General features: G+C 67.5%; 11 protein-coding genes. 8 read left to right on the top strand and 3 right to left on the bottom strand.

All coding sequences use genetic code 11. The features are described from left to right. Positions 1-151 precede the first annotated feature (151 nt). From OY559_RS03925 to OY559_RS03890, 8 genes are all read left to right on the top strand, one after another. Complete coding sequence (locus OY559_RS03925) at positions 152-724, top strand: TMEM165/GDT1 family protein (protein WP_277728804.1); 573 nt, start codon at positions 152-154, stop codon at positions 722-724. Positions 725-793: 69 nt separating this feature from the next. Continuing rightward, complete coding sequence (locus OY559_RS03920) at positions 794-2,092, top strand: NupC/NupG family nucleoside CNT transporter (protein WP_277728803.1); 1,299 nt, start codon at positions 794-796, stop codon at positions 2,090-2,092. A 98-nt stretch (positions 2,093-2,190) separates the two neighbouring features. Further along, entirely contained in the window at positions 2,191-3,186 is a 996-nt protein-coding gene (locus OY559_RS03915) for a ribokinase (protein ID WP_277728802.1), read from the top strand. A 111-nt stretch (positions 3,187-3,297) separates the two neighbouring features. Further along, positions 3,298-5,451 carry a TonB-dependent receptor gene (locus OY559_RS03910; protein WP_277728801.1) on the top strand — a complete coding sequence of 718 codons (2,154 nt, stop codon included), beginning with the start codon at positions 3,298-3,300 and terminating at the stop codon, positions 5,449-5,451. Positions 5,452-5,490: 39 nt separating this feature from the next. After that, on the top strand, positions 5,491-6,570 hold the full coding sequence (locus OY559_RS03905; protein WP_277728800.1) for a PepSY-associated TM helix domain-containing protein: 1,080 nt from the start codon (positions 5,491-5,493) through the stop codon (positions 6,568-6,570). A gap of 29 nt (positions 6,571-6,599) precedes the next feature. Next, a complete protein-coding gene (gene dusB, locus OY559_RS03900) occupies positions 6,600-7,598 on the top strand; it encodes a tRNA dihydrouridine synthase DusB (protein WP_277728799.1) in 999 nt (332 codons plus the stop codon). Between the two features lie 10 nt (positions 7,599-7,608). Then, the gene (locus OY559_RS03895; protein WP_277728798.1) at positions 7,609-8,436 is read left to right on the top strand and encodes a class I SAM-dependent methyltransferase; all 828 of its coding nucleotides are present in this window, start codon (positions 7,609-7,611) and stop codon (positions 8,434-8,436) included. Between the two features lie 185 nt (positions 8,437-8,621). Continuing rightward, positions 8,622-8,942 carry a hypothetical protein gene (locus tag OY559_RS03890; protein ID WP_277728797.1) on the top strand — a complete coding sequence of 107 codons (321 nt, stop codon included), beginning with the start codon at positions 8,622-8,624 and terminating at the stop codon, positions 8,940-8,942. 44 nt (positions 8,943-8,986) lie between these two features. On the opposite strand, the gene OY559_RS03885 is transcribed toward OY559_RS03890, so the two are convergent. Genes OY559_RS03885 through OY559_RS03875 form a run of 3 tightly spaced genes read right to left on the bottom strand, consistent with a single transcriptional unit; the run spans position 8,987 to position 12,614 of the window. After that, on the bottom strand, positions 8,987-10,039 hold the full coding sequence (locus OY559_RS03885; protein WP_277728796.1) for a metal-dependent hydrolase: 1,053 nt from the start codon (positions 10,037-10,039) through the stop codon (positions 8,987-8,989). Positions 10,040-10,071: 32 nt separating this feature from the next. After that, complete coding sequence (locus OY559_RS03880) at positions 10,072-10,890, bottom strand: UDP-2,3-diacylglucosamine diphosphatase (RefSeq protein ID WP_277728795.1); 819 nt, start codon at positions 10,888-10,890, stop codon at positions 10,072-10,074. After that, positions 10,887-12,614 (bottom strand): bifunctional ornithine lipid synthase OlsF, encoded by a 1,728-nt coding sequence (locus tag OY559_RS03875; protein ID WP_277728794.1) that lies wholly within the window; start codon positions 12,612-12,614, stop codon positions 10,887-10,889. Before OY559_RS03875 ends, OY559_RS03880 begins: the two co-directional genes overlap by 4 nt. Between the last annotated feature and the right edge of the window lie 111 nt (positions 12,615-12,725).

The following is a 12,725-nucleotide window of genomic DNA, read 5'->3' as shown; positions in this document are numbered from 1 at the left end:
CGTCAACACACTTGGTCGCCGACCATGGTGCGCGGGGCGAAGCGATCCGCTTCACCGGGCAAGACCGAAGGCAGGCGTCGCGCTTACCCGGGCCGGGCAGTGCGTCGTTTGCCTTCGCGCTCGACGCGAATGCCTGGCCCCGGAGTTGTAGATGCTGTCCCTGCATGCCTTGCTGGTCTCCACCGGCACCGTCACCTTGGCCGAAATAGGCGACAAGACCCAACTGCTCGCCCTGTTGCTGGCGGCGCGTTACCGCAAGCCATGGCCGATAGCGCTGGGCATCCTCGCCGCCACGCTGGTCAACCATGCGATCTCGGCGTGGCTGGGCGCGGAACTGACCGAATGGCTGTCGCCCGAGGTGCTGCGCTGGGCCGTGGCGGCAAGCTTCCTGGCCGTGGCCCTGTGGACGCTCAAACCCGACACGCTGGAAGACGAAGCCGACAACCTCCCGGCCCGCGGCGCCTTCGTGGCAACCACCGTGGCCTTCTTCCTGGCCGAGATCGGCGACAAGACCCAGGTCGCCACCGTCCTGCTGGCCACCCGGTACGACCCGCTGTGGCAGGTCATCGCCGGCACCACGATCGGCATGCTGCTGGCCAACCTGCCGGTGGTCTGGCTGGGACACCGCTTTGCTGACAGGCTGCCGCTGACGCTGGCCCGCAGCTTGGCGGCGGCGGTATTCCTCGCCCTGGCCGTCTGGGTCGCCGTGCGGGGGGTCGGCTGAACGACCGGGGCCGGGCCGGGCGCTGCTAGACTCCGCGGTCAGAACAATATGCAAGGTCTGGGGGAATACATGCTGGAAGTCTTGGGGCGGATCGGCTTCGGCCTGTTCGGTCTGGCGGTGCTGATCGGCATCGTCTGGCTGTTTTCCAACAACCGGAAGGCGATCGACTGGAAACTGGTCGCCACCGGCATCACCCTGCAGATTGCCTTCGCCGCCCTGGTGCTGCTGGTACCGGGCGGGCGCGAAGTGTTCGATGCGCTGGGCCACGGCTTCGTGAAGATCCTGAGCTTCGTCAATGCCGGTTCCAGCTTCATCTTCGGCAGCCTGATGAATACCGAGACCTACGGTTTCATCTTCGCCTTCCAGGTGCTGCCCACCATCATCTTCTTCGCCGCGCTGATGGGCGTGCTGTACCACCTGGGCGTGATGCAGTTCATCGTGCGGATCATGGCGCTGGCCATCACCAAGGTGATGAAGGTGTCCGGTGCCGAGACCACCAGCGTCTGCGCCAGCGTCTTCATCGGCCAGACCGAGGCCCCGCTGACGGTGCGCCCGTACATTCCGAAGATGACCGAGTCCGAGCTGATCACCATGATGATCGGCGGCATGGCACACATCGCCGGCGGCGTGCTCGCAGCGTACGTGGGCATGCTTGGCGGCGGCGACGCCGAGCAGCAGGCCTTCTACGCCAAGCACTTGCTCGCCGCCAGCATCATGGCCGCCCCGGCCACACTGGTCGTCGCCAAGCTGCTGATCCCGGAAACCGGCACTCCGCTGACCCGCGGCACGGTGAAGATGGAAGTGGAGAAGACCTCCAGCAACATCATCGATGCCGCCGCTGCCGGCGCGGGCGACGGCCTGCGGCTGGCGCTGAACATCGGCGCGATGCTGCTCGCCTTCATCGCCCTGATCGCGCTGCTCAACTGGCCGCTGACGTGGTTCGGTGAAGCGACCGGCCTGGCCGCGGCCATCGGCAAGCCGACCGACCTGGCCACCATCTTCGGCTATCTGCTGGCGCCCATCGCATGGGTGATCGGCGTGCCGTGGCAGGACGCGACCACGGTCGCCTCGCTGATCGGCCAGAAGGTCGTCATCAATGAGTTCGTCGCCTACCTGCAGCTGGCCGACATCGTGAATGGCAAGGTCGCTGGCGTGACGCTGTCGGAGGAAGGCAAGCTCATCGCCACCTACGCGCTGTGCGGCTTCGCCAACTTCAGCTCGATCGCGATCCAGATCGGCGGCATCGGCGGGCTCGCGCCCGAGCGGCGCTCGGATCTGGCGCGCTTCGGTCTGCGCGCCGTGCTGGGCGGCACCATCGCCACGCTGATGACGGCCACCATCGCGGGCGTGCTGTCGCACTTCGGCTGAATCGGGAGGCGGCCTTCCGCGGCCGCCTTTCCGCTCTCGTTTACGTTCCCCTCCCGTGACCGCGGCATTGCCGCGGTCCGGACTCCAGGTATCACCGCATGAATACGCCATCCTCCGCCCTGTCCCGCGTCGTCGTCGTGGGCTCCTTCAATGTCGACCACGTCTGGCGCTGCGAGGCCCTGCCGTCCGCTGGTGCGACCATCGCCGGGCGCTACGCGACCGGCCCCGGCGGCAAGGGCTTCAACCAGGCCATCGCGGCGGTGCGGGCCGGTGCGGACACGACCTTTGTCTGTGCGCTGGGCGACGACGCCGGTGGGCGGCTGGCACGCGATCTGGCGAACGCCGACGGCCTGGCGCTGCGCGTGCAGGCGAGCGACGAGCCCACCGGCACCGCCGGCATCTACGTGGACGCGCACGGGCGCAACACCATCGTCATCGGTGCCGGCGCCAACGCGGTGCTGTCGGCGGACTTCGTCGCGATGCAGGCGGACGTGCTGGCGACGGCCAGCGTGGTGCTGGTCCAGTTGGAATCGCCTGCCGACGCAGTGCTGGCCGCGTTGCAGGCCGCACGGCAGCAGGGCGCCACCACGCTGCTGAATCCGGCGCCGGCGAACGCCGCGACGACCACCGAACTGCTGGCGCATGCCGACGTCATCACGCCCAACGAAACCGAGTTCGCGGCGCTGCTGGCCCGCCACCTGGGCGAACGCATCACGGCCGACGATGTCGCCACCCTCGATGGCGTCACCCTGCACCAGCATTGCCGGCAGTTGTTCCCGCACGGCACGGTGGTGGTGACGCTCGGTGCCACCGGCGTGTACGTCTCCCACCCCGAGGAGGCGTTGCGCGGCGATGCGCGGCCGCACTACCGCGTCGCCGCCGAAGCAGCGACGGTCGTCGATACGACAGGCGCCGGCGATGCCTTCAACGGTGCGCTGGCCGCGTCGCTGGCCGAAGCCGCGCAGCCGTCCTTCGCCGACCATGTGCGCTTCGCCAACCGTTATGCGGCGCTGTCCACCGAAAGGAACGGAGCCGCGCTGGCCATGCCGCTGCTGAGCGAGCTGCAGGCACGTTTCGAGACTGCGTCCGGCTGAACATGGGTTCCGGTTGGGAGGTGCGCCGGATGGCCGCCTGCGCTCACCTCTAGCTACTGATAACCATTCTCATTTAAAATGGGCAGGTTCGATATCCCAGACCTGTCCCCCATGACCCTTCCGCTTCGCCTGAGCCTGCTGTCGCTCGCCCTTTCCTCCGTCCTGAGCCCCTTCGCCTTTGCGCAGTCGAACGACGCGGTCAAACTCGACCGCGTGACGGTCTCGGCAAGCACCAGCCGTATTCCTGACTCAGCCGCAGCACTGCCGAACACCATCACGATCATCGATCGGGAGCAATTGGATCAGCAGCTGGCGCTCACGCAGGACCTGTCCCAGGTCCTCGCCAACCTGATTCCCGCCTTCACGCCCTCCCGCCAGAAGCTGACCAACGCCGGTGAGAACCTGCGCGGTCGCAAGCCGCTGTACCTGGTCGATGGCGTACCGCAGTCGACGCCATTGCGCGAAGGCGGGCGCGACGGCCACACCATCGACCCGGCGATGATCGAGCGCATCGAGGTGATCCATGGTGCCAATGCGCTGCAGGGGCTGGGCGCCTCCGGCGGCATCATCAACATCATCACCAAGCGCGCGCCCCGGAAAGACGGAGAAACCTTCCAGGACGTGAGCGTCAGTGGAAGTGTCGCGGCCCCCAGGGAAGACGACAGCGCGGGCTACAAGGCGTCCTACGTCTTCGGCACACGGCGCGGCGACGTCGACTTCGTCGGTGGTGCATCCTTTGCCAGCGAGGGGCTCTACTACGACGGCGATGGCCGGGCGATCGCCGTCAACGATGTCCAGGGCGACCTGATGGACGCGCGCAGCCACAACCTGTTCGCCAAGGTCGGCTGGAACCTCGACGACCAGCGCCGGCTGCAGGTCAGCGCCAACCGTTACGAACTGCAGGGCAACAACGATTACCACACCGTGCTGGGCAACATCGCCACCGGCCAGCTGGCCACGTCCGCGCCCGGCGGCAGCGAAGGCGAAGGCGCCCGCAATCGCTCGACATCGGTGGTGCTGGATTACACCGACCACGATCTGGCCGGCGGCTTCCTGCAGACGCAGCTGTACTGGGTGGATTTCAAGGCCCTCTACGGCGGCAGCTACTGGGGCGATTTCTGGGGCGACGGACGCGACCCGGACTGGTACGACCAGTCGCAGAACGCGTCAGAGAAACTGGGTGGCAAGTTCAGCTGGTCGCGCGGCGACCTGTTCGGACTGAACCTGCGCGCCACCTTCGGGCTGGACCTTGCCCGCGACAGCACCTACCAGGAACTGGTCTACGCACAGATCGACTGGGTGCCGGAAACGACCTACGAATCGGTCTCGCCCTTCGTGCAGGCGGAATGGCGGTTCGCCGATGCCTGGCTGCTGACGGGCGGCCTTCGCCATGAGCGCGGCGAACTGCAGGTGGACGACTACCTGACCATCCCCGACCAGCGCACCACGCCGGCCGGCGTGAAGGGAACGCGCTACCTGGTCACCGGCGGCACCACCAGGACCAGCGAAACACTGCCGAACCTGGGCATGGTGTGGGAAGCCACCGATGCGCTGAAGCTGTACGCGTCCTATGCCGAAGGCTACACCGTGGCCGACATCGGTCGCGTGCTGCGCGGCATCACCGCTGCCGGCCAGCGCGTGGACCGCCTGGTCGACCTGCAGCCGGTGATCGCCGACAACCAGGAGATCGGCCTGGATTACGACGACGGCCGCTGGCTGGTACACCTGGCCCTGTATCGCTCCGACTCGGACCTGGGCTCGCGCCTTGCCTTCGACACCGCGACACAGACGTATGCGGTGGTCCGCGAACGGACCGAAATCAAGGGCTTCGATGGCAGCCTGTCGTTCCGTTTCAACGACGGCATGCGCGCGGGCCTGGCCTACGCGCGCAGCGAAGGGCGCTACGACAGCAATGCCGATGACCGCGTCGACAGCGACCTGCCGGGCATCAATGTCAGCCCGGACCGGATCACCGGGTTCTGGGAAGCGTCGTTCACGCCATCGGTGGACCTGCGCCTGCAGGCGAGCAAGGCGCTGGACCGGGAGTTCGACGTGCGCGGCAACCAGGTCGCCAGCTTCGACGGGTACACCACCGTGGATCTTCTGACACGCGTCAGGCTGCCCGTCGGCACGCTGAGCGTGGGCGTCGAGAACGTCTTCTCCGAGCAGTACGTCACCTACTACTCGCAGAGCACGCCACGCAACGACACCTACACCGCCGGACGTGGGCGAGTGCTGACGGTGGGCTGGTCGCACCGCTTCTGATCCACGCCGACAACGCTCCGCATGATCCCTCGCCAGACCATGTCCACCCCATCCGCATGGCGTGTCCGCGCCATGCTGAAGTGGTTGCACCTGTGGCTGGGGCTGTCCGCCGGTCTTGTCTTCGCGGTGGTGTCGCTGACCGGCACGGTGCTGGCCTTCCAATCCGAACTGCTGTTGGCCGCGCATCCCGAACTGGCACGCGAACGTCTGCCGCCGCTCGCGCTGCAGGGCCATGCGCTGGCGCGTGTCGTGGCAGGCGCGGAAGACCGGGGCATCCGCTCCATCGACCTGCCCTCGCCGCGCCTGCCCGCCTGGCAAGCGTTCGCCGGCAAGGGCGAACGCCACTACTTCGATGCCGCCAGTGGCGAGCCGTTGCTGGTGCGCAATACCGGCAACGACGCAGTGATGTGGCTGCGCGACCTGCACACGCATCTGCTCGCTGGCGAGGTTGGTGAGGAAGTGCTGGGTGCGTCCGGAATCGTGGCGCTGTTCCTGCTGTTGTCCGGACTTTACCTGTGGTGGCCGCGGCTGGCGTCGTTGGCCCGAAGCCTGCGCTGGCATGCGGCTCCGCCGCCCCGGCGCTGGCTCAGCTGGCACCGCAGCATGGGTGTTTTCCTGCTGCCTTTGCTGCTGGTGGTGACCTTCACCGGCGTGGCGATGGTGTACAGCCAGCCGTTCCGGAGTGCGCTTCGCTGGACCTTCGGCGACGGGCCCGAGGTCGTCCCGCCATTGCCCATCGAACGGGAGGCCACCTCCATCGATTGGCAGGCCGTGCTGCTTGCCGCTGCGGATGCGGCCCCGCGCGGCAGCGACCTCCGCCGCATCAGCCTGCCCAAGGACGACGCCCTGGTGTCGATCCGCTTCCGCGCTCCCGGTGAGTGGCACCCCAACGGCCGCAGCGTGGTCTGGGTGGATCCCTACCGCGCAAGCGCGGTGCAGGTGCACGACGCGACAGCGCAGGATGCCGGTGCCCGCATCAGCGAGGCGATGTATCCGTTGCATGGCGGCTTCGTGGGTGGGCGTGCATGGCAATGGGCCATCGCCGCCGCAGGCCTGTTGCCCGCATTCCTCCTGGTGACCGGCTTCCTGTTCTGGCGCGCGCGACGCCACCGGCATTGACCCTGCAGGGTCGGCGGTACAATGCCGCCATGCAGATCGGCCCCTACCGCATCGAACCGGCGGTGATGCTGGCCCCCATGGCCGGCGTCACCGACAAGCCATTCCGCCTGCTGTGCAAGCGGCTGGGTGCGGGCATGGCGGTATCGGAAATGACCATCAGCGACCCGCGATTCTGGAACACGTCCAAGTCGCTGCACCGCATGGACCATGACGGCGAACCCAGCCCCGTCAGCGTGCAGATCGCCGGCACCGAACCGGCGCAGTTGGCCAACGCCGCGCGCTACAACGCCGACCACGGCGCGCAGATCATCGACATCAACATGGGGTGTCCGGCGAAGAAGGTTTGCAACACCTGGGCAGGTTCGGCGCTGATGCGCGACGAAGCCCTGGTGGGCCGCATCCTGGAAGCCGTGGTGAAAGCCGTCGATGTCCCGGTGACGCTCAAGATCCGCACCGGCTGGGACTGTGACCACCGCAACGGACCGGTCATCGCACGCATCGCGCAGGAAAGCGGCATCGCGGCGCTGGCCGTGCACGGCCGCACGCGCGACCAGCATTACACCGGCACCGCGGAATACGAGACCATCGCCGCGATCAAGGCCGCGCTGCGCATCCCCGTGGTGGCCAACGGCGACATCGACTCGCCCGACAAGGCAGCGCAGGTGCTGGCGAAAACCGGCGCCGATGCCGTGATGGTCGGCCGCGCCGCGCAGGGACGTCCGTGGATATTCCGCGAAATCGCACATTTCCTTGCCACGGGCGAACATCCACCGGCGCCATCCCTGCATGAAGTCCGCGACATCCTGATGGGCCACCTGCACGCGTTGCACGGCTTCTATGGAGAACCGCAGGGCGTGCGCATCGCGCGCAAGCACCTGGGCTGGTACGCCAGGGACCGCCCCGAGAACCTCGCATTCCGCGCAGTGGTCAATCGTGCCGAGAGTGCGGACGAGCAGGTGCGGCTGACGCGCGACTACTTCGATGCCCTGATCGCCGGCGTCGCGCCGGTGTTGCCTGCCGCCGCCTGAGGAGAACCCCGTGTCCGAGTTGGATGAACGTCCCGCCTACCTTCATGGATTCTCGTCGGTCGAACAGGCGCGCCTGATGAAGCAGGCGCGCCTGCTTGAAAGCACGCTGTTCAACCATGTCGACTACACGGGTGCGCGCCGGTTGCTGGAGGTCGGCAGTGGCGTGGGCGCGCAGACCGAAATCCTGCTGCGCCGCTTCCCCGACGTGCACGTGACCTGCGTCGATCTCAACGACGTGCAGCTGCAGGCCGCTCGACAGAACCTGGCCACCATGCCCTGGTGCCGCGACCGCTATACCCTGCAGCAGGCGGATGCCAGCCGGCTGCCTTACGGTGCGCGCGAGTTCGATGCCGCCTTTCTTTGCTGGATCCTGGAGCACGTGCCGAATCCCGCGCGTGTACTGAGCGAAGTCCGCCGCGTACTGGCACCCGGTTCGCCGATCTACATCACCGAGGTGATGAACTCGTCGTTCCTGCTGCATCCGTATTCGCCGAACACGTGGCGCTACTGGATGGCGTTCAATGATTTCCAGTACGACAGCGGCGGCGATCCGTTCATCGGCGCGAAGCTGGGCAACCTGCTGCTGGCCGGCGGGTATCGCGATGTGGTTACCGAGATCAAGACGGTGCACTTCGACAACCGCGAGCCGGCGCGGCGCAAGGACATGATCGCGTTCTGGGAGGAACTGCTGTTGTCCGCCGCTGATTCCCTGGTGCAGGCCGACCGGGTGACACAGGACGTGGTCGACGGCATGCGGCGCGAGATGCACGACGTGCAGAACGACCCGGACGCCGTCTTCTTCTATGCCTTCGTGCAGGCGCGTGCAACGGTTTACTGACGAAGGTATACGCGCGCTAAACATGACCTGAGTCACGGTGCTTTCCGGCACTGGGGCGCACGGCCACGCAGCGTGAGGATGGACATGCCGGTTCCCCCGCCGGCCTGCGGAGTACCGCAGCCAACAAGCGGTAATCACCTCCCCTGGAGGCTGTCATGAACGCAAGAACCCCGCTCTTCGTCGCCTTGTTCGCCCTGCCCTTCTCCGTGCAGGCCGGCGACAGCATCAAACAACTTGCCGAGTACACCGGCATGAGCGAACGCAAGATACAGATGGTGATCGGCCCTCGCACCGCTTTCCCCGAATATCGTGCGTCCTATCAACGCTCCGTCACCCAGTTCCGTGCCGCCGTCGGTGAACACAATTTCCGGCGTGCGATGAACGGCGAATCGTTCGTCCTGGAACGCCGCTCCGAAGCCGGCGAACAGCAACCCATCGCCGTGGACGCGGCACCGGCGGCGCAACCCGCAGACTCCGTACGCAAGGAAAGGCTCACCGGCTCCTGATACTCGCCTGCCCAAGGGGCTGACGCGCCGGCTTCCGCGACGCGTCAGCCGATGGCGGACCGCAATGGCGCCGTTGACGGATGACGGATGCGGTGCCACATGGCGGCGACCAGCTTCAGCAGCCCTTCCGAGCCAGATACCGGTGCCGACCACGGGTGTTGCACTGGGGCTACCGGATGCCACGACCCGTCGCGCCGTTCGGCCACCTCGAAGCTGAAGCTGTAATCCGGCTCCAATCCCATCCGCAGGTCCGACAGCACCAGGCGATCCTGCTGCACCCTTGCGCGCATGAAGCCCCGGTTGAACCAGGACAGCCGCTGGACCACCGGAACAGCATGCGCCTCCGCCAGCGCCTGCACGTTGGACGGATAGCCGCGAAACTGGAGCGGGCCGTCATCCGCCAGGACGGATCGCTCCGCCTCCACATAACCCGACGGCGTCATCGCCACCACGCGCCAGAGCAGCGTATTGAACGGCATCGGCACCGAGAAATACGGCGCCCCACCCAGTCCCATGGAGGCGAGCGTCCGCTCCGCCTCGCGATCGACCATGGTCTTGGCCAGCAGCGACCATCCGAGGTACGCGCTGCTCAACACCAGGCCGACGGCGAGCGCGCGTTGCGCCGCAGCGCGTTCGCGCAGGAACCACGCCACGATGCAGGCCACCAGCAACCACACCGTATACAGCGGGTCGATGATGAACATGCTGGACCACATCGTCGGCGGCGGCATCAGTGGCCACCACAACTGCGTGCCGTAGACAGTGAAGGCATCCAGCAGCGGGTGCGTGACCAGCGCCAGTTGGATCGCCCAGAACCAGCGCACCGGCGACGCCGCGACGCGTCCGTTGCCGAACCGCTTGAACAGCCACCACAGCAGCCAGCCCACCAGCGGCAACACGAACAGCGAATGGCTGAAGCTGCGGTGCACGGTCATCAGCGTGACCGGGTTGTCCGAGAACAGCGCGATGGGCAGGCTGTCCAGATCCGGCAGCGTGCCGAGGGCGGCGCCCGCGAGCAGCGCGGCGCGACGATGGGCGGCGGGCGCGATGGCGGCGGCGACGGCGCCACCGAGGACGATCTGGCTGAGGGAATCCATGCGGCGATCCTAGCAGCCGTCGGAGGGATTCCTCACGCCGCGCGCGGCACGTCCTGCGGAACCAGGCGCAGGCGCGGCGCGACCTCGGCCAGCACCTTGCCGGTATGCGAGAGCAGGCACAGGGTGCCGTCGGCTTCCTCGCTGAGCGCGGTAAGGCTTTCGACCCAGTCGCCGTCATTCGCGTACAGCAGGCCATCGCGCTGGAACAACGAAGCCCGGTGGATGTGCCCGCAGACGATGCCGTCCAGCCCACGGCGCCGCGCGTCGTCCAGGCCCGCCTGCACGAAGCGGGCGATGTAGCGCTCGGCGGCGTCGCTCTGGCGCTTCAGGTATTCCGCCAGCGACCAGTAGCGCAGGCCGAACCGGCGACGCACCTGGTTGATCAGCCGGTTGCCGGTCAGGATGCGGTAGTACAGCCAGTCGCCGAACTTTTCCTGCAGGCCGCCGAAGTGGGTGATGCCGTCGTAGTCGTCACCGTGCGTGACCAGCAAACGGCGGCCGTCAAGCGTGGTGTGGATCGCGCGTCGACGCACCTGCATGATGGGCAGCATCAGGCCGCAGAAGCGGCGGATCGGTCGATCGTGGTTGCCGGGTACGTAGATGAGCTCCGTGCCGTTGCGTGCCAGCGCGTGCAACGCCTCCACCACCCGGTTGTGCGCGGCATCCCAGGAGACGCGGCGCTGGGCCATCCACCACAGATCGACGATGTCGCCCACCAGATACAGGCGCTTGCAGCGCAGGCCGGCGAGGAAGTCCGCGAACTCCGCCGCGTGGCAGTGCTTGGAACCGAGGTGCACGTCGGAAACGAAGACCGCGCGCCGCATCGGCGGTGGCGCGGCCAGCGGGCTCATGCCGCCGTCTCCATGGGACGCCACGCGTCGCCGAGATAGCGCTCCCGCTTCTTCGGCCGGATGCGGTGCAGGTCCACTTCGATCAGGCCGTCGATGGAATCGCTGAAGTCCGGATCCACCCCGAACGCGAGGAAGCGCGCACCGCCGGGCTCGCACAGGTCGGTGTACTGCTTGTAGAGCATCGGCACGGTCGCCCCCAGCGTGTCGAGATTGGTCTTCAGCACGCGGAACGCCGTGTCGGCATCCAGCGCATCGAAACAGGTCGGCGTGGCGGTGTAGCGGAACGGATGGCGCGAGCGCGCTTCGCCGTTGGGGTCGCCGTAGTAGTGCGCGTAGTACGCGACGATCTGTTCGCGCGCGTGCAGAGGCAACGCCGCGCTCATCGACACCGCGCCGAACAGGTAGCGCACACGCGGATGCCGGCGCAGGTAGGCGCCGATGCCCTGCCACAGATAGTCGATGCTGCGGCTGCCCCAGTATTCGGGCACCACGAAGCTGCGCCCCAGTTCCATGCCCGAGGCCAGGCGCGGCAGCGCGTCGTCGGCGTAGTCGAACAGCGAGGCCGTGTAGAGGCCCTTCAACCCCTGCGCCGCCAGCACCGGCGCCCCACGCGCGATCCGGTAGGCGCCGGCGATCTTCCGCTGCGCTCCATCCCATAGCACGATGTGCTCGTACCACGCATCGAACGCATCCACGTCCATCCGCTTGCCGGTGCCTTCGCCCACGACCCGGAACGTCAGCTCGCGCAGGCGGCCGATCTCCCGCAGCAGCGGTGAGCCGCCCGCCAGGCGCCCCACGCAGATGCGTTTTCCGTCGGTCGTTTCGCCCAGTACGTCGAGCGCATCGATACAGGCTTCCAGCATGTCCGGCGCCAGCGCCTCCGCCAGTGGCTCCGGTGAGTCGCCGGCTTCCGGCGCGGGCAGTGCCATCCCGCCGCCCAGCGCATAGAGCGCCTTGCGGACCCGCAGGATCTGGGCAGCGGCGTCCTCGTCCGCGTCCATGCGCAGCAGGTGCCCCACATGCAATTGCAGGCGTCGCTGGTGGCGGCGGAACATCTCGCGTGCAAGCAACGCCGTGCCCGCCGGCTTGAACAAGGCCGATGCACCGTAGAACAGCGCCGAATTGCGCGCTTCCACCCGGATGGGCAGTACCGGTGCGGCGGTCGTACGGGCGAAGCGGAGGAAGCCCCGGCGCCAGCGGGTATCGCGCACGCCACGCGGACCCAGCCGCGACACTTCGCCGGCGGGGAATACGATCACGCACTGCTCGGCTTCCAGCGCCTGCTCGACCGCGCGCACGCTGTCCGCGCCGGGCTTGCCGCCAAGGATGCGGACCGGCAGCAACAGACTGGTCAGCGGTGCGATACCCGTCAGGAAGTCGTTGGCGACGATCTTGACGTCACGCCGCACGCGGCCGACGAGTTGCAGGAGCGCCAATGCGTCCAGCGCACCGGAAGGATGGTTGGCCACGATCAGCAACCGGCCCTGCGCCGGGATGCGCCGCTCCGCGGCGGGATCGACCGTCGGCCTGAGGTTGAGATGGTCGATGGCGGCATCGACGAAGTCGAGTCCGTGCAGGTGGCCGTGGTCGGCCAGGAAGGCATAGGCCTGGTCCAGCCGGGACCAGCGGCCCAGCGTGCGCAGCAGTGGCCGGGTCAGTCCGGCGCGACGGCCGCGGAACCAGTGCGGATAGCGTTCGACGATCTGCTGTTCCAGGGGGCGCATGGTCGTGGGCAAAGCCTGGCGGCGGGGTTTCGCCGCGCAGCCTGCGCCTGGCCGGCGACAGCCCGGTTTCCGTTTTCTGGCAGTCCGGTGACAGCGGAGCCGTGATTCCCG

The sequence above is a fragment of the Pseudoxanthomonas sp. SE1 genome (assembly GCF_029542205.1).
Taxonomy (GTDB): Bacteria; Pseudomonadota; Gammaproteobacteria; order Xanthomonadales; family Xanthomonadaceae; genus Pseudoxanthomonas_A.
The sequence above is the reverse complement of the archived record's forward strand: the minus strand, read 5'-3'. Positions and strand labels throughout refer to the sequence as shown.